Origin of the sequence: Arthrobacter oryzae (genome assembly GCF_037911235.1) — a bacterium.
GTDB lineage: Bacteria > Actinomycetota > Actinomycetes > Actinomycetales > Micrococcaceae > Arthrobacter > Arthrobacter oryzae_E.
The window spans coordinates 1-20868 of record NZ_JBBLYW010000053.1; the positions used below are offsets into that span (position 1 = coordinate 1).

The 20868-nt window shown below is 67.3% G+C and carries 17 protein-coding genes; 9 read left to right on the forward strand and 8 right to left on the reverse strand.

Features of this window, described 5'->3' with window-relative positions; genetic code table 11:
• Together WMN78_RS15420 and nboR are read left to right on the forward strand one after the other, a co-directional pair.
• Window positions 1-1530: transketolase-like TK C-terminal-containing protein (locus WMN78_RS15420; RefSeq protein ID WP_425341161.1), on the forward strand; the 1530-nt coding region annotated here is incomplete at its 5' end.
• A gap of 121 nt (window positions 1531-1651) precedes the next feature.
• Entirely contained in the window at window positions 1652-2260 is a 609-nt protein-coding gene (nboR, locus tag WMN78_RS15425; protein WP_340534607.1) for a nicotine blue oxidoreductase, read from the forward strand.
• A gap of 20 nt (window positions 2261-2280) precedes the next feature.
• Here the strand turns inward: nboR and WMN78_RS15430 are convergent, their stop codons facing one another.
• The gene (locus WMN78_RS15430; RefSeq protein ID WP_340534608.1) at window positions 2281-2931 is read right to left on the reverse strand and encodes a uracil-DNA glycosylase; all 651 of its coding nucleotides are present in this window, start codon (window positions 2929-2931) and stop codon (window positions 2281-2283) included.
• An 86-nt stretch (window positions 2932-3017) separates the two neighbouring features.
• Between WMN78_RS15430 and WMN78_RS15435 the strand changes: the two genes are divergently transcribed.
• A complete protein-coding gene (locus WMN78_RS15435; RefSeq protein ID WP_340534609.1) occupies window positions 3018-3542 on the forward strand; it encodes a DUF488 domain-containing protein in 525 nt (174 codons plus the stop codon).
• A 57-nt stretch (window positions 3543-3599) separates the two neighbouring features.
• Here WMN78_RS15435 and WMN78_RS15440 read toward each other — a convergent pair whose 3' ends face one another.
• The 6 genes from WMN78_RS15440 to WMN78_RS15465 all read right to left on the reverse strand — a co-directional run bounded on the left by WMN78_RS15440 (window position 3600) and on the right by WMN78_RS15465 (window position 11980).
• Window positions 3600-4583 (reverse strand): aldo/keto reductase, encoded by a 984-nt coding sequence (locus tag WMN78_RS15440; protein ID WP_340534610.1) that lies wholly within the window; start codon window positions 4581-4583, stop codon window positions 3600-3602.
• 7 nt (window positions 4584-4590) lie between these two features.
• Window positions 4591-7443, reverse strand: a complete 2853-nt coding sequence (locus WMN78_RS15445; RefSeq protein WP_340534611.1) for a molybdopterin-dependent oxidoreductase — start codon at window positions 7441-7443, stop codon at window positions 4591-4593.
• A 2-nt stretch (window positions 7444-7445) separates the two neighbouring features.
• Entirely contained in the window at window positions 7446-8453 is a 1008-nt protein-coding gene (locus tag WMN78_RS15450) for an FAD binding domain-containing protein (RefSeq protein WP_340534612.1), read from the reverse strand.
• Complete coding sequence (locus tag WMN78_RS15455) at window positions 8444-9766, reverse strand: XdhC family protein (protein ID WP_340534613.1); 1323 nt, start codon at window positions 9764-9766, stop codon at window positions 8444-8446. Before WMN78_RS15455 ends, WMN78_RS15450 begins: the two co-directional genes overlap by 10 nt.
• A gap of 190 nt (window positions 9767-9956) precedes the next feature.
• Window positions 9957-11471 (reverse strand): NCS2 family permease, encoded by a 1515-nt coding sequence (locus WMN78_RS15460; protein ID WP_340534621.1) that lies wholly within the window; start codon window positions 11469-11471, stop codon window positions 9957-9959.
• 14 nt (window positions 11472-11485) lie between these two features.
• Window positions 11486-11980 (reverse strand): nucleoside deaminase, encoded by a 495-nt coding sequence (locus WMN78_RS15465; protein ID WP_043483989.1) that lies wholly within the window; start codon window positions 11978-11980, stop codon window positions 11486-11488.
• Window positions 11981-12379: 399 nt separating this feature from the next.
• Between WMN78_RS15465 and WMN78_RS15470 the strand changes: the two genes are divergently transcribed.
• Both WMN78_RS15470 and ligD read left to right on the forward strand, forming a co-directional pair.
• A complete protein-coding gene (locus tag WMN78_RS15470) occupies window positions 12380-13744 on the forward strand; it encodes an 8-oxoguanine deaminase (RefSeq protein ID WP_340534614.1) in 1365 nt (454 codons plus the stop codon).
• Window positions 13745-13856: 112 nt separating this feature from the next.
• Window positions 13857-15101 (forward strand): non-homologous end-joining DNA ligase, encoded by a 1245-nt coding sequence (gene ligD, locus WMN78_RS15475; RefSeq protein ID WP_340534615.1) that lies wholly within the window; start codon window positions 13857-13859, stop codon window positions 15099-15101.
• Window positions 15102-15110: 9 nt separating this feature from the next.
• Here the strand turns inward: ligD and WMN78_RS15480 are convergent, their stop codons facing one another.
• On the reverse strand, window positions 15111-15308 hold the full coding sequence (locus WMN78_RS15480) for a hypothetical protein (RefSeq protein ID WP_340534616.1): 198 nt from the start codon (window positions 15306-15308) through the stop codon (window positions 15111-15113).
• Between the two features lie 360 nt (window positions 15309-15668).
• Between WMN78_RS15480 and pucL the strand changes: the two genes are divergently transcribed.
• From pucL to WMN78_RS15500, 4 genes are all read left to right on the forward strand, one after another.
• Window positions 15669-16577 carry a factor-independent urate hydroxylase gene (pucL, locus tag WMN78_RS15485; protein WP_340534617.1) on the forward strand — a complete coding sequence of 303 codons (909 nt, stop codon included), beginning with the start codon at window positions 15669-15671 and terminating at the stop codon, window positions 16575-16577.
• Window positions 16578-16723: 146 nt separating this feature from the next.
• Window positions 16724-18229 carry a nucleobase:cation symporter-2 family protein gene (locus WMN78_RS15490; RefSeq protein ID WP_340534618.1) on the forward strand — a complete coding sequence of 502 codons (1506 nt, stop codon included), beginning with the start codon at window positions 16724-16726 and terminating at the stop codon, window positions 18227-18229.
• A 128-nt stretch (window positions 18230-18357) separates the two neighbouring features.
• Window positions 18358-19182 (forward strand): MurR/RpiR family transcriptional regulator, encoded by an 825-nt coding sequence (locus WMN78_RS15495; RefSeq protein ID WP_340534619.1) that lies wholly within the window; start codon window positions 18358-18360, stop codon window positions 19180-19182.
• Between the two features lie 103 nt (window positions 19183-19285).
• The gene (locus tag WMN78_RS15500; RefSeq protein ID WP_340534620.1) at window positions 19286-20863 is read left to right on the forward strand and encodes an NCS1 family nucleobase:cation symporter-1; all 1578 of its coding nucleotides are present in this window, start codon (window positions 19286-19288) and stop codon (window positions 20861-20863) included.
• Window positions 20864-20868: the final 5 nt, after the last annotated feature.

A 20868-nucleotide genomic window follows, 5' to 3' on the forward strand; every position in this document is an offset into this window, starting at 1 on the left:
GTCAAGGGCTACGGCCTCGGCCCGCACTTCGAAGGCCGCAACGCCACCCACCAGATGAAAAAACTCACCCTGGAGGACCTGAAGGAATTCAGGGACTACTTGAGGATTCCGATTCCGGATGCCCGGTTGGAGGAGGATCCTTACAGCCCGCCGTACTTCCACCCCGGAGCAGACGCTCCCGAGATCGCCTACCTCCTTGAGCGCCGCGCGGCACTCGGCGGCTACGCGCCTGAGCGCCGGCCCAACCACCCCGCTATTGAGCTGCCCGAAGCCAAGACATTCGACGTGGCCAAGCGGGGAACGGGGAAGCAGCAGGCGGCCACCACCATGGCGTTCGTGCGGCTCCTGAAGGACCTGCTCCGCGACAAGAAGTTCGGGCACCGGGTCGTTCCCATCGTGCCGGACGAATCACGGACCTTCGGCATGGATGCGTTCTTCCCCACGGCGAAGATCTACAACCCGGGCGGCCAGAACTACCTGTCCGTGGACCGGGACCTGGTCCTGGCCTACAAGGAATCCGCCCAGGGCCAGCTGATCCACCCCGGCATCAACGAAGCCGGCGCCGTCGCAGCCTTCACCGCCGCCGGCACCGCCTACGCCACCCACGGCGTACCGCTGATCCCGGTCTACGTGTTCTACTCCATGTTCGGCTTCCAGCGCACCGGCGACGCCTTCTGGGCAGCAGCGGACCAAATGACCCGCGGCTTCATCATCGGCGCCACCGCAGGACGGACCACCCTCACCGGCGAAGGCCTCCAGCACGCCGACGGCCACTCCCCCATCCTCGCCGCCACCAACCCGGCAGTGGTCACCTACGACCCCGCCTACGGCTACGAAATGGGCCACATCATCCGCGACGGCATCGAGCGCATGTACGGGCCGGATTCGACCGACCGCAACCTGATGTACTACATCACGGTCTACAACGAACCCATCACCCAGCCCAAGGAACCCGAGAACCTCGATGTCAACGGTGTGCTGAGAGGCATCTACCGGGTGTCGGCGTCGGGCGTGGAAGGTCCCAAGAGCCAGATCCTGGCCTCGGGCGTTTCGGTGCCCTGGGCGCTGGAGGCCCAGCGGCTCCTGGCCGAGGACTGGGGCGTCTCCGCGGACGTCTGGTCCGTCACGTCCTGGAACGAACTCCGCCGCGACGGCCTCGCCGCCGAGGAGGAAGCGTTCCTCCACCCCGGCGAACCGGCCCGGATCCCGTTTGTGGTCCGGCAGTTGGCCGATGCGGAGGGCCCCGTCGTGGCGGTCTCGGACTACATGAAGGCCGTCCCGGACCAGATCCGCCAGTTCCTCCCGAACGAGTTCGCCTCCCTCGGCGCGGACGGCTTCGGCTTCTCCGACACCCGCGCCGCAGCCCGCCGCTTCTTCAAGAACGACACCCACTCCATCGTGGTGAAGACGCTTCAGCTGCTCGCGGCAAGGGGCGACGTAGAGGAGGGCGCGCCGTCGTACGCCATGGACCGCTACAAACTCCTGGACGTGAACGCCGGCACCACCGGCGGAGCGGGCGGCGACGCCTAACCCGAACCCACCCAGAAGTGGAGTTTTTGTCCAGATAATGGCCCCAAAAGGGCTTCCAAGTCGCATTATCTGGACAAAAAATCCTGTGGGGAGGAGGGAGGCCTGGTAATAGGCTGGGACGATGGCTGACTCACTGGAGCGGAGTACGACGGCGGTGCTGCTCGCCGCCGGTTCCGGGTCCCGTCTGGGGCTCGGGCCCAAGGCCCTGCTGCCGTTCCGCGGCAGCACCCTGGTGGAAGTGCTCGCCGGGGTGCTGCTCGACGGCGGATGCCGCGACGTCGTGGTGGTCCTCGGGGCCGAGGCGGGCAGGGTGGCTGAAACCGCCGACCTGACGCGCCACACGGTCATCCGGAACCCGGAGTGGCAGGACGGCATGGGCGGCTCGTTCCGGGCGGGAGTAGCGGCCGCACCAACGGGGGACCACGTGCTCGTCGCGCTCGTGGACCAGCCCGGCCTGACCCCGCAAACAGTGGCGCGGCTGCTGGCAGCGCACCGGCCGGGCCGGGTGACGTCCGCCGCCTACCGCGGACCGGACGGCTCGCTCCGGCGGGGCCACCCGCTGCTGCTGGACGCCACCCTGCGTGAGCAGGCGGCGGAATCGGCAACGGGCGACGCCGGTGCGCGGCTTTTCCTCCAGGCCCACCCCGATCTCATCGACCTGGTGGACTGCACCGACCAGTCCGGCGGCGACGACCTGGATACGCCGGACCAGCTGCGGCTGCTCGAGTAACGGCACAGGCCAGTAACGGCTCAGGGTTTCATCCCGGCCGAGATCAGCTCCTCCAGTCCCCGCTTGAAACCGGACCGGCCGCCATGGGCCGGATGCCTGATCTTGGGCACGTCCAGGCCGCTCCGCTGCAGGCTGCGGTGCGCCACGTTGCCCACGGCCACCACAGTTTCAACGGGAAAAAGTTCCGTCAGCGCCTGCCAGAACGGAGTTCCGAGGGCTGCTTCGGCCGGCTTCGGAGTGCGGTTGGACAGCGGCCTCCCCGGCACATGGGTGTGCCAAGGACAGGCGCTCCACAGCACGGGAAGGAATTCGAGTTCGGCCAGCACTTCCCACATCACGGTTGCGGTGGGCTCGGCTGCGACTCCCGCAGCCTCCGCCGGCAGCACATAGCCCTTCCCCGGCCCGAACAGACCGAAGCTGTTGGCCGGCCCCTCAAGCATGGTGCGGTTGGTGAAGGGAACGCCGGTGATCCGCATGCCCCGGAAACCGGGGGCCTCCCCCACCAGCAGCACTTTCGGGGAGCGGTCCAGCATTTCCTGCAGGTAGATGCCCAGGTTCCGCCGGCGGTGCGCATTTCCCGGGACGGCGTGATCAAAGAAGTTGTTGCACCCCGGTCCAGTTGCCACAGCCGCGAGCCGGTCAACAAAGCCCTCGATGGAGGATGAACCCATTCCCTACCCGCTTCCCGTGGCAGCTCGTCGGGCAACCAGAATATCCGGAGCGGCCCGTGCCCGCGCCCGCACCTTAGCATTGGGGCATGGCGGACATGACCATCTTCACGATTGGGCACTCCACTCATCCCATCGACGAATTCATCGGCCTCCTGAAAGCCCACGGCGTCAGGAAGCTGATCGATGTGCGCACCGTTCCCAAGTCCCGGCACAATCCGCAGTTCAACGCGGACGCCCTGGCGGTGAGCGTGCGCGACGCCGGGATCACCTACCGGCGGATGGAATCCCTCGGCGGCCTGCGGCACGCGCGAAAGGACAGCCCCAACGGCGCCTGGCGGAACGCGTCCTTCCGGGGGTACGCGGACTATATGCAGACCGAGGAGTTTTCCGCTGCCATCGATCAGCTGATGGAACGCGGGCGGACCAACAATGCGGCGATCATGTGCGCGGAAGCCGTCCCCTGGCGCTGCCACCGCTCACTGATAGGAGACGCCCTCCTGGTCCGGAACGCCAACGTGCTGGACATCATGACCGAAAAGTCCGCCAAACCCCACACCCTGACCTCCTTCGCACGCGTTGAAGGAAAGCGGGTGTGGTATCCGGCTGACTAGCCGGCCGCATCCCGCCTAACCAGCGCCGACTCATCTGCGCGGGCGGGCAGCAGCCCCTTACCAGCGCGGGTGGATCGATTCGCGGAAGTAGCGGTCGTAAATTTCGTGGACCCCGACGTCGAACGTTGCGTCGATGCCGCTGACCGCCGCGGCCGCGGCGTTGGAGCGGGCCTGCTCCACGTTCCGCGCACCCGGGATCACCGTGCTGACGCCGTCCTGCGCCGCGATCCAGGCGATGGCCGCCTGGGCGGTGCTGACGCCGTCGGGCACCAGTTCCTCGAACTCGGCCACCGCTTTGAGTCCCTGCTCATAATCCACTCCGGAGAAGGTCTCCCCCACGTCGAACGACGAGCCGGTGCGGTTGTAGTTCCGGTGGTCGTCCGCCGCGAAGGCGGTGTCGGAGGTGTACTTCCCGGAGAGCAGCCCCGAGGCAAGCGGGACGCGGGCGATGATGCCCACCCCGGCAGCCTCCGCCGCAGGCAGCACTTCGTCCAGCGGCTTGAGCCGGAACGCGTTGAGGATGATCTGCACGGTGGCCGTGCCGTCAGGGCGCATGGCTTCGAGGGCTTCGTCCGTCCGTTCCACGCTGACGCCGTAGTTCCGGATGACGCCCTCCGCCACGAGGGTATCCAGCGCATCGTAGACCTCGGCGTTGCTGTACACGGCGGTGGGCGGGCAGTGCAGCTGGACCAGGTCCAGCTGCTCAGCGCCCAGGTTGCGCCGGGACCGGTCCGTCCACGCGCGGAAGTTGGCGAGGGTGTAGTTCTCCGGCCGCTGCTCCACCCGGCGGCCCATCTTGGTGGCCACCGTGATGTCCAGCCCCGGGTTGTCCGCCAGGAAAGCGCCGATGGCCTGCTCGCTGCGCCCGTCGCCGTAGACGTCCGCGGTGTCGAAGAACGTGACGCCCTCTTCCACGGACGCCGCCAGGATGGCCTGCGCCTGCGCGGGGTCCACGTTGCCCCAGTCCGCGCCAAGCTGCCAGGTCCCCAGTCCGACGATGGAGACGTTCCGTCCGGTCTTGCCCAACATTCGCTTTTCCATCATCCGACTATAGGCCGTTAGCGCTCTCAAGGTGAGAGGCGAGCCCCGCCTCCTTCAGTCCAAGGTAGATCTTGTCCCGTGCGATGGGCAGCTCTGCGAACCGCACGCCCGTGGCGTTCCGGATGGCATTGGCGAGCGCCGGCGCCACCGGGTTGAAGGGGCTTTCGCTCATTGACTTCGCCCCCAACGGGCCCAGTTTGTCGCTGGTTTCGGCGAAGTACACCTCGCTGCGGGGCACGTCCGCGAAGGTGGGGATGTGGTACTGCCGCAGGATGTCCGTGGTGACCTTTCCGCCGTCGTCCACCCTCACTTCCTCGTACAGCGCGGCGCCGAGGGCCTGCGCGATCCCGCCTTCGATCTGCCCGCGGCACTGCCGCGGGTTGACCACCACTCCGGCGTCCGCGGCCTGGACACTCTGCAGGATCTTCAGCTCGCCGGTTCCCGTATTGACCGCCACCCGGAAGCCCTGGACGTTGAACGCCACCGATCTCGGCGTCCCGCCCCAGTGACCTTCGGTGGCAAGCTCGACGCCGGCCTGCTCGGCGGCGTCGAAAATTTCCGTCAGCGGGACCCGGGTTCCTTCGCAGACGACGGCGTCCTCCTCCAGCACGCAGCCGGAGGACTGCACCTGGCGGATGCCGGCGGCGAACGCCCGGATCCGGATAGCGAGCTCTTCCGCCGCGGCCAGGGTGGCCTTCCCTGCCACTACGGTGCCGGCCGAGCCGAACGCGCCGGTATCGTGCTGCACCAGGTCCGTGTCCGACTGCCGCACCGTGACGCGCCCCGCCTTCGTGGACAGCGCGGTGGCCGCGAGCTGCGCGTGGACGGTGGTGGTGCCGTTGCCGAATTCGGCGGTCCCGACGTCGGCGGCGTACGTTCCGTCCGGAAGGAGCCGGAGCCTGGAGTGGGCGAAGTGGCCCCGCGGCGGGACGGTGTCGATCATGGACAGCGCCGTTCCCTCCCCCGTGACCCAGTCCGGGCCGAGGTCATCCAGCCCCGCCGCGCGGTACCGCTCGAGCCCGCGTGCAAGGGCGTCCTGCACCAGGCTGGTGCACTGGTCCAGCCCGTAGCTCCCGTAGTGCACATCCTCTTCCGGCTCGGAGTGGGTAGAGAGCATGTCGTCACCTTCGAGGACCATGTTGCGGCGGCGGAACTCCAGCGGATCCATCCCGATCCCGGTGGCGAGCTCGTCGATGCCCGACTCGATGGCGAAGATCATCTGGCTCAGCCCGTAGCCCCGGAACGCCCCGGACGGCACCGTGTTGGTGTAGACCGCGTGGGCGTCCACCTTCTTATTGGCGCACTTGTACACGCCGAGGGATTCGCCGCAGCCGTGGAACATCACGCCCGGGGCGTGGTTGCCGTAGGCGCCGGTGTTGGTGAGCACGTCCAGCTGCAGCGCCGTGAGCCGGCCGTCCTTGCTGGCACCGGCCTTGAGGTGGATGGTGAACGGGTGCCTGGTGGTGGCGGCCGTGAACTGTTCCGTCCGGGTGAATTCGAGCTGCACGGGGCGGTTCAGTCTCAGCGCGGCGAGGGCCACGACGTCCTCGGTGAGCACCTCCTGCTTGCCGCCGAAGCCGCCTCCCACCCGTCCGGCCACCACCCGGATCTGCTCCTCCGGCAGGTCAAAGACCCGTGCGAGGGTGCGCCGGACCAGGAACGGGACCTGGCTGGAGGTGCGGACCTGGAGCCGGCCGTCGTCGTCGACCGAAGCGATCGCGGCGTGCGTTTCCAGCGCAGTATGCTGCACCCGGTGGGTCCGGTAGGTCTGTTCATGGATGAAGTCGGCCTCGGCAAACCCTTCGGCTACGCTGCCCAGTTCCGAATGCAGCTCCGCCACAACGTTCTGTTCGGGCCGGCTGATGCGCGCCGTGGCTGCGTCCTTCCCGCCGTGGACCGAAGGGGCACCGGGCCGCATCGCGTCCTCCGGGGTGAAGACGGCGTCCAGCACCTCATATTCGACCTTGAGCGCACGCACGCCCGCCTCCGCCGCCGCCACGGAATCGGCGACGACGGCGGCGACCTTCTGTCCGGTGAACCGCACGACGTCGTCCAGGACGCGGGTGTCATCCGGATCGTCGGTGTAGAGCTCGTGCTGGGCGGTGGAGAACAGCTGTGCCGGGGCATCCTCGTGGGTGAAAACGGCCACCACGCCGGGGACCCGGAGGGCCGCGGTTGAGTCAATGGAGATCACCCGCGCGTGGGCGTGCGGCGACCGTGCGAGCTTCAAATGCAGCAAGCCGGGGAGTTCCTCCGCGGGCACATCCAGGGTGTAACGGGCCTTGCCCGTCACGACGGCGAAGCTGGCGGGGGCGGGAACGTCGTCACCCAGCTGGCCTGGCTTCGGTTCGGGCTGCCCTTCACCGGCGATGCCCGACCCGGGGCCCTTCGGGTCCGGGTGTCCTTCGCGGCCGCAGACGGCATCGTCGATGGCCCGGTACCCGGTGCAGCGGCAAAGGTTTCCCTTCAGGTTCCGGGGCAGGTTTTCCTTCTGCTCCTCCGTGAACGTGGCGGCCGTCATCACCATGCCGGCGGTGCAGAATCCGCACTGGAATCCCTGCCGGTCCAGGAACTGCTGCTGCATCGGGTGGAGGGTGCCGGCGTCGGATGCTGTCCCGGCCAGGCCCTCGACGGTGGTGACGGCGTGCCCTTCCGCCCGCACGGCCGGGTAAATGCAGCTGTGCACGGGAGTGCCGTCCACATGGACCGTGCAGGCACCGCAGTCGCCGCCGTCGCAGCCCTTCTTGACGCCGAAGTTGCCCTGCTCGCGCAGGAATGTGCGCAGGCACTGGCCGGGGCGCGGCTCGGCGGCAGCCGGCACCCCGTTGATTTCAATGGTGCGGGTGGTCTCGTTGGCCATGCTCAGGCCCCTTCCTGCTGAGGCGAAGCCTGCGGTGTGGCTGTGTGCTGAGGTGGACCTTGCCGGGGTGTTTTTCGCTGCGGCGGCCAGAAATCCCCGGAGACGCGGGCCGGCGGATCCCCGGCCGGGGCTGCCAGTTCGGCCCGGATTTCCTCCGCCAGCCGGTACGTCATGTCTTTCCGCCAGGCGGGCAGGCCGTGGATGTCGTCGTGGTAGAGCCCTGCCGGGATGGCGGCGTCGAGTGCGTCAACGAGGGCAGCTGCCGACGTCGGGGCGCCGGACCGGTCATCCCCCGTCGGAGCCCGAAAGCGCAGCTGTACGGGTCGCCTGGTGGCGGCGGTGACGGTGAGGACCAGGGTGCCGTCGGCGTCGAGCCTTCCGATCAGGAGCACCCCGGACCGTCCCAGGTTGCTGAGCGACAGCCGACGGAACGCCACCCTGGCGGCCAGTGCACGTGCCGGGAGGTGGATGCTGCGCAGGAGCTCGCCGGGGGCCAGGCAGTTTTTGCCGTCCCCCGTGACGAAGTCCGCCACCGGCACGGTGCGGGCCGCACCGCCCGGGCCAAGGACAGTTGCCTGGCCGTCGAGGGCCGCGCAAAGCGAAATCATGGGACCGGCGGGCAGGGAGGTGCACAGGTTGCCGCCAACGGTGGACATATTCCAGACTTTGAAGGAGGCTACGAAGGAATCGCAGCAGGGGCGGACGAGGTCCAGGGCGGGCCAGGCGGCTGCACGTTCCCCGCCGGCGAAGGCCGCCAGAGCGTCCGACTCCGGCAGCGCATAGAGCTCCGCCACGGTGCAGGTGGCCGCAAGCTCGATGCCGTCATCTGTCAGTGTGACGGCGGGCCAGCCGGCGGCGCCGAGGTCCAGCAGCCGCCGGAGCGGCTCCTTGCCGAACGCCAGGCTCCCGTAGGAGAAGAGGACCGTTCCGCCGGCAAGCCAGGCATCGCCGTCGCGCCATTCGGCCGGATCCTCGGTACGGACCACGGCCTCGATGGTGTTCATGTCCATGGAGTCTCCTGGTGTTGCGCTGTGTTGACGTTCTGAGTTGTACCCGTGTGAATGGGGCCTGCGCCGTGAAGAGGACCCGTGCCGTCCTTCAGCGAAGCGGCCTGCACCGAGGCGCCCGCGCCGCGGCTGCGGCTGGCCACGAGTTCGGCCGTGATGGACACCGCCACTTCGGCTGGCGTGACTGCGCCAAGATCCAGCCCAATGGGCGAATGCAGCCGGGACAGGTCTTCGGCGCTGACTCCGGCGGCAAGCAGCGAATCGACGCGCTGGCGGTGGCTGCGCCGCGAGCCCATCGCGCCCACATAAGCCAGGTCCAGGCCCAGCGCCGTCTGCAGCAGGGGGATGTCGAACTTGGGGTCGTGGGTCAGGACGCAGGCCACGGTCCGGGAGTCGATCCGCCCGGCCGCGGCTTCCTCCGCCAGGTAGCGGTGCGGCCAGGCGGTGACCACCTGATCCGCTCCGGCGAACCGTGCCTGGCTTGCGAAGGCCGGGCGGGCGTCGCACAGGGTCACGTGGTAGCCCAGCAGCTGGGCGGCGGGCAGCAGGGCGGCGCCGAAGTCGTTGGCACCGAAGATCAGCAGGCGGGCCGGCGGCAGCCGGCTCTCCACGAGCAGGGTGATGGGCTCCGGGCTGGTGTCTGGGACGGTTCCTGTGCCGGTCCCGGCGCTTTGTGGCACATCCGCGCCGGAGAGGCAGCCCTCCGGCGGGGCAAGCCGCACCAGCCCGGTCCGGCCACCGCGCAGCAGCGGTTCCAGCTGGGCGGCCGCCGCCCGCAGCAGGCGTGCCGCCGCGCGCGTCGACAGCTCAGGCACGCGCAGCAGCGCCGCAAGTTCCGCGGACTGCCGCACGGATTGTTCCATGCTGAAGTTTGCCGGGTCCGGGATCACGACGGCGCCGCCCCCGTTTGCGTCCACCCGCCGGATCAGCGCGAGGGCGCTGGCAGGTCCGTTCCCTGCAAGGGCCCGCAGGTTCTCCAGCCGGAGCCCCCCGGGCGCCGTTCCCAGCGGCTCGATATGGACTTCCAACTCCCCGCCGCAGGTGAGCCCGACGGCGAACGCGTCCTCGGCGCTGTAGCCAAAAAACTCACGGCGCGTGCCGCCGTCGTGCATTGCCGCCAGCGCCGCCTCCACGACGGCGCCTTCAACGCAGCCGCCGGACAGGCTGCCCAGGACGTCACCGGCTTCGGACACAAGCATGGACGTGCCCAGCGGCCTCGGCACGGATCCGCCGGCGCCCACGACGGTGGCTACGGCACAGCGCCGGCCGGTGACGGCGGGCTGCCATTCCCTCAGTGACGGCATCAGATCCAACATTGCTGCACTCCCTTGTCCTGTGCGGCGATGGTGTCCATATTCTCGTTCCTATCCTGCGCCGGGGGAAGCACCGGCCGTTGTAGCGCCTGCGTCAGTTGCGTTGCAGTTTGGTGGATCATCAGTTTGGTGGACCGGGGCCGGCCCCATCTGCCAGCCCCGGTCCGGTCTGTGTGGTCCCTACGCGGGGTACCTACGCGCCCAGTAGGGCGTTGATGGGACCGCGGGCGAAGTACACCAGGAAGCCGGCAGTAACCACCCACATCAGCGGGTGCACCTTCCGGATCTTGCCGGAGCAGGCACTGATGACCGCCCAGGAGATGAAGCCCACGCCGATGCCGTTGGCGATGGAGTAGCTCAGCGGCATGGTGACGATGGTCAGGAAGGCCGGCAGTGCCACGGAGAACTTGCTGAACTTGATCTCGCGGATCTGGGCCATCATCATCGCACCCACCACCACCAGCGCTGCGGCGGCCACTTCCAGCGGCACCACTGACGTGAGCGGGGTCAGGAACATCGAGCCCAGGAACAGCACGCCGGTGACCACGGAAGCCAGTCCGGTGCGGGCGCCTTCCCCGATGCCCGCGGCGGAGTCAATGTACACCGTGTTCGAAGAACCTGACGTTGCACCGCCGGCCACGGCTCCCAGGCCTTCGACAATGAAGGCCGACTTCAGCCGCGGGAAGGTGCCGTCCTTGTGCGCCACACCGGCGCTCCTGGCCAGGCCGGTCATGGTGCCCATGGCGTCGAAGAAGTTGGTGAACACCAAAGTGAACACCAGCATGGTGGCAGCGAGCCCGCCAATCCGGCCGAAGGCGCCGAACAGGTCGAACTGACCCACCAGGGAGAGGTCCGGGGCGGACACCAGCTGGCCGGAGAGGACAGGCGTGTTCAGGTGCCAGCCGCCGGGGTTGGCCGCGCTGCCCGGTCCGATCTTCATGATTGCCTCCACCACTGCGGCCAGCACGGTGGTGGCCACGATGCCGATCAGCAGCCCGCCCTGCACCTTGCGGGCCACGAGGACGCCCATGACCAGCAGGCCCACAATGAACACCAGGGTGGGGACCGAGGTGATGGATCCGTTGTCACCCAGCTGGACCGGAGGGCCCGCGGTGGTGGCCCGGACAAAGCCGGAATCCACGAACCCGATGAAGGCGATGAACAGCCCGATGCCCACCGTGATGGCGGCCTTGAGCTCCTTCGGGACGGCCCGGAAGATGGCGGTCCGGGCGCCGGTGACGCCGAAGAGGACGATCAGGATGCCGTTGATGACCACCAGGCCCATGGCCTCGGCCCAGGTGACTTCCTGGATGACGGCCACGGCCAGGAAAGAGTTGATCCCCAGGCCTGCCGCCAGTCCGAAGGGCAGGTTGGCGATCAGGCCGAAAAGGATGGTCATGACGCCGGCGGTGAGGCCGGTGACGGCGCCCACCTGGGCGGCGGACAGCCAGCCCCCGGCAACGTCGGTGGGGGCGTTGTCCGCGCTGAAGCCGCCCAGGATCAGCGGGTTCAGGATGACGATGTAGGCCATGGTGAAGAAGGTGACCAGGCCGCCGCGGACCTCGCGGGCCACGGTGGAACCGCGCTTGGTGATCTCGAAGAAGCGGTCCAGGAAAGCATTCGACGGCTGGGGGCGCCTGGGGGGTGCCGGCTGCTGTTGCCCGCCGTGCTGCGGATGCCCTTCGGAAGTAGTGTCCAGGATTGTCATCTCAGCCACCGGCCCTAGTAGTCAATCCTGGAGTCGAGCGTGTTCCAGGTGGTAAACGGTTCGAGGACCGGAGGAGCCTGCGGATCCTCGAGCTCCAGCCGGGCCACGGGCATCAGCGCATCACGCTGGTCGTTTTCGAAGTATTCGTAGAAGACTGCGTCGTCGAAACCCACGGAGGCGGCGTCGTGCCGGTCCGCCGCGAACACCACGCGCTCCACGCGGGCCCACAGCGCCGAGGCCAGGCACATGGGGCACGGCTCGCAGCTGGTATACAGGGTGGCTCCGGTGAGGTCGAACGTGCCGAGTTCGCTGCACGCGCGGCGGATGGCCGTGACTTCGGCGTGGGCTGTGGGGTCGTTCGTGGCGGTGACGCGATTGACGCCGTCGAACGCTTGTCCGTCTGCGGTGACAATGACGGCCCCGAACGGCCCGCCGCTGTTGAGGACGTTGGCAGTGGCCAACTCGATGGATCTGGCCAGGAATTCCTGGGCCGTGACGGTGGTACTCATGATGCGACTCCCTTTTGCCGGGAAGCCGGTACGCCGAGGTGGAACGAAAGGGCCAGATGCGACGGTTACCAGGCTTCAGCATGTGCTTTTGAAGGTTAAGTTGCGCCTGGTAGATAGCCTCCCCGGTGTCCGGGGGCCCGCCTTTGGCAGAATCGAGACTAGCACCGGAACGTGAGCTGCGCCATAGGTTTTCGGAAAGTTAATTTCGTGATGTGAAATTCGGGTTACCCATGTGGCGCCGCGGGCCGTCACAAACAGGTGCGTTGACGCGGCACTTCCCGCCGTCCTACGCTGATGCCCAACCGGCGCCCCGTTCGCACCCGCCGGGATGCCTGGATCAGCAGACAGGCCCTCACTGAGCTGGCATTTCGTCCGCACGCTCAGACAGGAGCCCGCCCCATGACCAACCACCCTGCCGATTCCCGGCTCTGGATCCGTAATCCGCTCGCGGCGTTCACCGCGAACACGCTGGACGCCGCCGGCGGCATCGTGGTGAGCGGCGGCGTCATTGCGGAAGTGCTCGCCGCCGGCCAGCTGCCGTCCGCACCCTGCCAGGAAACGTTCGACGCCGGCAGCCACGTCCTGCTGCCCGGCCTGATCAATACCCACCACCACTTTTACCAAACGCTGACGCGCGCCTGGGGTCCGGTGGCCAACGTCCCGCTGTTCCCGTGGTTGCAGAACCTGTACCCGGTCTGGGCGCGGCTGACGCCGCGGGACCTGGAGCTGGCCACCACGGTCGCCCTCGCGGAACTGCTGCTCTCCGGCTGCACCACCGCGGCGGACCACCACTACCTCTTCCCCGCCGGCATGGAGGACGCCGTCGACATCGAGGTCCGCGCCGTGCGGGAGCTGGGAATGCGGGCAACGCTCACCCGCGGTTCCATGACGCTCGGGGAGGACGACGGCGGGCTGCCGCCGCAGTCCACCGTCCAGCCGCCGGACGTGATCCTGGCGGACAGCGAACGGCTCATCCGCGAGTACCACGAGCGCGGCGACGGTGCCGTCATCCAGATCGCCTTGGCACCGTGTTCGCCGTTTTCCGTGACCAAGGAGATCATGGCCGAAAGCGCGGTTTTGGCGGACAGGCATGACGTCCGGCTGCACACACACCTGGCCGAAACCCTGGACGAGGAGGACTTCTGCCGGGAGATGTTCGGCTTGCGCACGGTGGAGTACCTGGAGAGTGTGGGCTGGCTGGGCAGCCGGACCTGGCTGGGCCACGGCATCCATTTCAGCGATGCCGAGATCGCCGCGCTGGGAGCCGCGGGCACCGCCGTCGCACATTGCCCCACCTCCAACATGCGGCTGGCTTCGGGCACTGCCCGCGTGCTGGAACTGGAGGACGCGGGCGTGCCCGTGGGGCTGGGAGTGGACGGATCGGCGTCGAACGATGCCTCGAACATGATCCTCGAGGCGCGGCAGGCGCTGTACCTGCAGCGGCTGCGCTACGGGGCGCAGGTGCCGGTGGAGCGGGCGCTCGGCTGGGCGACGCGGGGGTCGGCGGCGGCACTGGGGCGCTCCGATCTTGGGCAGCTGGCACCCGGAATGCAGGCGGACCTTGCCCTGTTCAGGCTCGATGACCTGCGGTTCTCCGGCAGCCACGATCCCCTCGCAGCGCTCCTGCTCTGCGGCGCGGACCGGGCCGACCGCGTGATGGTGGGCGGGCAGTGGCGCGTAGTGGACGGGCAGATTCCGGGGCTGGATGTTGCCGGGTTGATCGCGGAGCACTCGGCCGCGGCCCGGAAGCTGGTGAACGGCTAGGCGGGTGAACGGCTGAGCCGGCGGTTCTGGCTGCGGCCGGCGGCGCCGAACGGCTGAGCCGGCGGCGCCGGCGGGTCTGGCTGCGGCATCCGATCGTTGCTAGCGTGGCGGAATGAGCCCGTCGAAGACCCCGGCCGAGATCCTCACCATTGACGGCACCGAGGTGCGCATCTCGAGTCCGGACAAGGTGGTTTTCCCCGAGCCCGGGCTGACGAAGCTCGACCTGGTGCGCTACTACCTCGCCGTCGCGGACGGTGCGCTGCGCGGCGCCGGCGGCCGGCCGATGGTGCTCAAGCGCTTCCCGAAGGGCATCGACGCCGAACCGTTCTTCCAGAAGCGCGTGCCGGAAAACCACCCTGACTTCATCGACACGGCAACGCTGCATTACGCGTCCGGAACGTCAGCCGAAGAGGCCGTCATCCGGGACGCCGCCGGCCTGGCGTGGGTGGTGAATCTTGGGTGCCTCGACCTCAACCCGCATCCCGTGCGCGCCGAGGACCTCGAGCACCCCGATGAACTCCGGGTGGACCTTGATCCGATGCCGGGCGTCGACTGGTCGCAAATCGTCGACGTTGCCTACGTCGCGCGGGAGGTGCTTGACGACGTCGGGCTGGTGGGGTGGCCGAAGACGAGCGGGTCGCGCGGACTCCACATCCTGGTGCGCATCGCGCCGCAGTGGTCGTACCGCGACGTGCGGATCGCCGCCGAGACCCTCGCCCGCGAGGTCGAAAACCGCGCTCCCGGCCTCGCCACCGCGCGGTGGTGGAAGGAGGAGCGCGGCGAGAGTGTGTTCGTCGACTTCAACCAGAACGCCAAGGACCGCACCGTGGCATCCGCGTACTCGATCCGGCCCCTGCCCGACGCCCGGGTCTCGACGCCACTGACGTGGGACGAGGTCCGCTCCATCCGCCCCGAACAGTTCACGGTGCCCACAGTGCTCGAGCGCTTCGCGGAGGTGGGCGACCCCCACGCCGGGATCGACGATGCGGTCGGCACGCTCGACGGTCTCCTCGCGCTGGCGGCCGAGCTCGGGCCGGCCGAGAAACCGCCGCGCAGCGGTGACGGCTCCGGCCGCCGGCAGTCGGTGATGCCGCTCATCGAGGTGGCCCGCACCAGGACCAAGCCCGAGGCGTTAGCGGCGCTCGACGAGTGGAAGACCCTGCATGCGGAACTGGTCCCGGGCCTGCACCCCGCCGACGTGCTCGTGGACGGAATGCGTGGATCGAGCTCGCTCTGGTACAGGGTGCGGGTGAACCTGCAGCACATCCCCGAAGCGGAGCGTCCGCCGCAGGAGGAGCTCATCGCCGATTACGACCCATGGGCCGGCAAGGAGTGGCCGGGGCGCCCGGGGGCCTGATGCGCGTCGTCAGCTTCGTGACGAACGTTGGCCGCCGAAACCCGGCAGGCCGTGGACCCAGCGCGAGAAGCGGCCCGGGACGTGCTCCCGGTCTGCGGGCAGGTAGAAGTCCGGATCTGTTCCCCCTCCGAGGGGGAGGTAGAACTCCTGGACTGAAGGTGCCGCCGTCTGTGCCGGTGCAACCGGCGTCGTGTCCTGCTGGTACATCTGATCCTCCTCCGAGGTGGTTGGTCGCGGTCTCAACTTCCGCAAAATGGAAAATAACTTTTGCTATGTGAAATAGCGTAGAGCCCGGCCAGACAGTTCGTCAATGGTTCAGGAGGCCGCCGGTCACAATCGGATTTTTCAATGAGTGATGTACACCATGGCGAAGCTCGGCTACGCTTTAAACCAACTCGTGGCGTAGGTCACGTAACCTGGGAGCAGCAGGCAGGGTCGTAATGAGCTGGCGTCATTGGATGCCGGCTCTTTTTTGTTGGGTCGGCTCCATCAGAAACGCGTGTGTAACACGCGCTTAATTTCAATGATGGAACCTTGGTTCCACATCACGGAAGTTGGGAACAGACCATGAGCAGCAAAATCATCCTCGGCCAGAACCAGTACGGCAAAGCCGAAGTCCGGGTCGTCAAGATCACCCGCGACACCGACCGCCACGAGATCGAAGACCTGAACGTCACCTCGCAGCTCCGCGGTGACTTCGCCGCCGCCCACCTCGAGGGCGACAACAGCCACGTCGTGGCCACGGACACTCAGAAGAACACCATCTACGCGTTTGCCCGTGAGGGAGTCGGCTCCCCGGAGGCCTTCCTCTTGCGGCTGGGCGAGCACTTCACGTCCAGTTTCGACTGGGTCAGCGGGGGTCGCTGGGAAGCCGAGTCCTACAGCTGGGACCGGATCCAGGCCCACGGCGCGGAACACGACCACTCCTTCGTGCGCAAAGGCCAGGAAGTCCGCACTGCGGTGCTGGTCCGCGACGGCGCGGCAACGCACCTCATCTCGGGCCTGAAGGACCTCACCGTCCTCAAGTCCACCCAGTCCGGCTTCGTCGGCTACCCGCGGGACAAGTACACCACCCTGCCGGAAACCACGGACCGCATCCTGGCGACGGATGTTTCCGCCCGCTGGCGCTTCAACGCCAACACGGACTTCAGCTCGCTGGACTTCAATAAGAGCTACGAAGACGTCAAGAGCCTGCTGCTGGAGGGCTTCACCGAAAAGTACTCCCACGCCCTGCAGCAGACCCTGTTCGACATGGGCGCCAAGGTCCTGGAAGCACACAGCGAGATCGACGAGATCAAGTTCTCGATGCCCAACAAGCACCACTTCCTGGTGGACCTCTCGCCGTTTGGCCTCGACAACCCCAACGAGGTCTTCTTTGCCGCCGACCGCCCGTACGGCCTGATCGAGGCCACGGTTCAGCGCGAGGATGCCGCCCCGGCGGACATCGCCTGGTCCGGCATCGCCGGCTTCTGCTAAGCCGCACGTAGCGGGCCGCGCACCCACCAGGGCGGCGCGGCCCGCCCGCCGCCCGCGTTGCCCGGCACCACCAACGATTCAAAACTGTTAGCCAGACACCGTTAGCCAGACAAAGACGTCTGCCATGAACACCAAGAAAGTCTGCCATGAACACCAAGAAGAAATCCGGCGCTGCACCGTCCGCCACCGGCCGCAAGCAGTCCGACCGACCCGAAGACCAGCGGCTGCCCCTCGGAAGCACATTCGCCTACGGCTTCCAGCACGTCCTCACCATGTACGGCGGCATCATCGCCCCGCCGCTGATCATCGGCGCAGCCGCCGGGATGTCTTCGCAGGACATCGGCCTGCTGATTGCCGCCTGCCTTTTCGTCGGCGGCCTGGCCACCATCCTGCAGACCATCGGCATTCCGTTCTTCGGGTCCAAGCTCCCGCTGGTTCAGGGCGTCTCCTTCGCCGGCGTTTCCACCATGGTGGCGATCGTCCACGGCGGCGGCGGGATACAGGCCGTCTTTGGCTCCGTGATTGCAGCCTCGCTGATCGGCCTGCTCATCACCCCGCTGTTTTCCAAGATCATCCGTTTCTTCCCGCCGGTGGTCACGGGAACGGTTATCACCACAATAGGCCTGACCCTGATGCCGGTTGCGGCCAACTGGGCCATGGGCGGCAACAGCAAGGCCCCGAACTACGGCAGCATGGCCAACATCGGCCTGGCCGCGGCCACCATGGCGATCGTGCTGCTGCTCAGCAAGGTGGGCAACGCCGCCATCTCCCGGCTTTCCATCCTGCTGGCCATGGTGCTCGGCACGGGGATCGCGTTCGTGTTCGGCATGGCTGACTTCTCCAAGGTGGGCCAGGGTGAAATCGTCGCGTTCCCCACCCCGTTTGCGTTCGGTCCGCCCACCTTCGAGCTCGCCGCGATCATTTCCATGCTGATCGTCATCCTGGTCACGCTCACCGAGACCTCCGCCGACATCATTGCCGTGGGCGAGATCGTGGGCACCAAGGTTGACTCCAAGCGCATCGGCGACGGCCTGCGGGCTGACATGCTCTCCAGCGCCATCTCGCCCCTGTTCAACTCCTTCACCCAGAGCGCCTTCGCCCAGAACGTGGGCCTGGTGGCCATCACGGGCGTCAAGAGCCGCTTCGTGGTCAGCGCCGGCGGCCTGATCCTGGTGATCCTTGGCCTGCTTCCGGTTCTGGGCCGCGTGGTCGCAGCGGTGCCGACTCCCGTCCTGGGCGGTGCCGGCGTCGTACTCTTTGGAACTGTTGCCGCCAGCGGCATCCGGACACTTGCCAAAGTGGAGTACAAGAACAACATGAACCTGATCATCGTTGCGGCGTCCATCGGCTTCGGCATGATCCCGATCGCTGCGCCGGCGTTCTATGACAAGTTCCCGTCCTGGTTCGGCACCATCTTCCACTCGGGCATCAGCTCGGCTGCCGTCATGGCCATCCTGCTGAACCTGCTCTTCAACCACCTCAAGGCCGGCAACTCGGAGAACCAGTCCGTCTTCGTGGCGGGCACCGGCCGCGTGGTCCGCGAGGAGGACCTCAAGTGCCTGGCCCACGGCGACCGTTTCGAAGACGGCAAGCTGATCGACTGCGACGGCAAGGAGGTTCCGGTCGAGTCGGCGTCGAAATCTGACCACTAACGCTCCCCCGCCACCCCCACAAGCCACCACGCAGGCCACCACGCAGCGTGAACGGACAGTTGAGGCCCCTCCCGGAAGGGCCTCAACTGTCCGTTCGCGCTTTGCTCCCGCTGTGAGACGGTTGTTTCATGAGGATCGATGAACGAATCGAACGGCAGTATGCGGAGCTGAGCCCCCAGGAACAGAAGGCGGCAGACACGCTCCTGGACCGCCTTGGCGACCTCGCCGTCTACAACGCTGCCGAACTTGCCAGGCTGAGCGGCGTTTCCAAAGCGACGATGAGCCGGCTATTCCGGCGGCTCGGTTTCGAGGATTTCAACGAGGTCAAGGAACACACCCGGTCCATCCGTTCCAGCGGGATGCCGCTGGGTCCGCAGTCGTCCGACGGCGGCCTGGCCGCCCATCTGGCGCAGGAACAGGAAAACCTGCGCCGGCTGGCTGAATCACTCGACGAGGACAAGTTGTCGGCGGCCAGCGGCAAGCTCGCCGACGCCGGAACGGTGCTGCTGCTCGGATTCCGCAACAGCTTTCCCGTGGCGCTGCATTTCCGGCAGCAGCTCCTGCAGTGCCGCCCCGCGGTTTCTGTGGCGCCGCAGCCCGGGCAGAGCCTCGGTGAAGAGCTCGCCGGCCTGGGAGCCGGGGACGCGGTGGTCCTGTTCGGCTTCCGACGGCGGCCCGCCGGGTTCCGCAGGCTCCTCCAGGCCGCATCGGCCACCGGAGCGACGGTCATTCTGATCGGCGACCCGAGCGCACGCCGGCTGGCGGCCGACGCCACCCTGTGGCTTGAGTGCCCGGTGGACGGCGCCTACGCCTTTGACAGCTACGCCGCAGCCATGAGCCTGGCCAGTGCCCTGGCGAACGGAGTGCTGATGGCTTCGGGACGCGCCGGCCGCGAGCGGGTCCGCGAGGTCACGGGCCTGTTCGACACCCTGGGCGAGATCGAAGGAAAGTAAACAGGATTTGTTGCGCCAGAAACAGCTCTGAAACATTGGTTCCATCTAATTGAAAGTGTGAAACGGCCGGATCGGCGGCTGTCCCAATCTTTCTGAGGAACCCATGACAGACTCCGCAATGGCCGCAGCCCGGGTTGAAGCGCCCGCCCGCACCGGCCAGCTCCCCGACTACGATCCCCAGCTCAGCAACGAGGACCTGGTCCCCCTGAAGAACCAGCGCTGGACCAGCTACAACCTGTTCGCCTTCTGGATGTCGGACGTCCACAGCATCGGCGGCTACGTCACGGCGGGAAGCCTCTTCGCCCTGGGCCTGGCCAGCTGGCAGGTCCTCGTGGCCCTGCTGGTCGGCATCGTCATCGTCAATATCTTCTGCAACCTCGTGGCGAAGCCCAGCCAGCTGACCGGCGTCCCGTACCCCGTCATCAACCGCGCCGTCTTCGGCGTCAAGGGCGCGAACATCCCGGCCATCATCCGGGGGCTGATCGCGGTGGCCTGGTACGGCGTCCAGACCTTCCTCGCCTCCGAAGCCCTGGTCATCGTTTTCCTCAAGTTCTTCCCCGGCATGGCACCGCTGTACGACGTCGAACAGAACGGCTTCCTGGGCCTCTCCGCCCTGGGCTGGATCTGCTACGGCATCCTCTGGGTGGCCCAGGCAGCGCTGTTCTGGAACGGCATGGAAAGCATCCGCAAGTTCATCGACTTCGCCGGCCCAGCGGTTTACGTCGTCATGCTGGTCCTCGCCATCTACCTCGTCTCCAAGGCGGGAATCGGCAACATCAGCCTGAACCTGTCCAGCGGACCGCCCCTGGACTTCGCGGCCTCCATCCCCGTGATGATCTCCGCCATCGCGCTGGTGGTGTCCTACTTCTCCGGCCCGATGCTCAACTTCGGTGACTTCGCCCGCTACGGCAAGAGCTACAAGGCCGTCAAGAAGGGCAACTTCCTGGGCCTGCCCGTGAACTTCCTGTTCTTCTCATTGCTGACCGTCATCACGGCCTCCGCCACCATCCCGGTTTTCGGCCGCCTCATCACGGATCCGGTGAAGACCGTCCAGGAAATCGACACCGTGTTCGCCGTGCTGCTGGGCGGGCTCACCTTCGTCATCGCCACCGTGGGCATTAACATCGTGGCCAACTTCATCTCACCGGCGTTCGACTTTTCCAATGTCAGCCCGCAGAAAATCAGCTGGCGGGCCGGCGGCATGATTGCCGCCGTCGGCTCCGTCATCCTGACCCCGTGGAACTGGTACTCCAACAACGACGCCATCCACTACACCCTCGGCGTCCTGGGCGCCTTGATCGGCCCGCTGTTCGGCATCCTGATCGCCGGGTACTACGTGGTGAGCCGCCAGAAAGTCTGGGTGGACGACATGTACACGATGAAGTCAACCGGCCGGTACTGGTTCCGGAACGGCTACAATCCGAACGCCGTCAAGGCGGTGGCCATCAGCGGCGCCATCTCCATCGCGTCCGTGCTGATCCCCAAGATGCTGCTCGACACCGGCGCCACCGCCGTCAACGCCACCTGGATCGGCAACTACAGCTGGTTCCTCGGCTGCGCCCTTGGCTTCGTCGTCTTCCGGGCGCTGGAGCGCAAGTCCCCGATGATTTCGCTCGAACCCGCCGGCTCCGACAGTGGCGAGGTCAGCGACGGCACGCTCAGCGACAGCCGCCCGCTGTAGCAGCC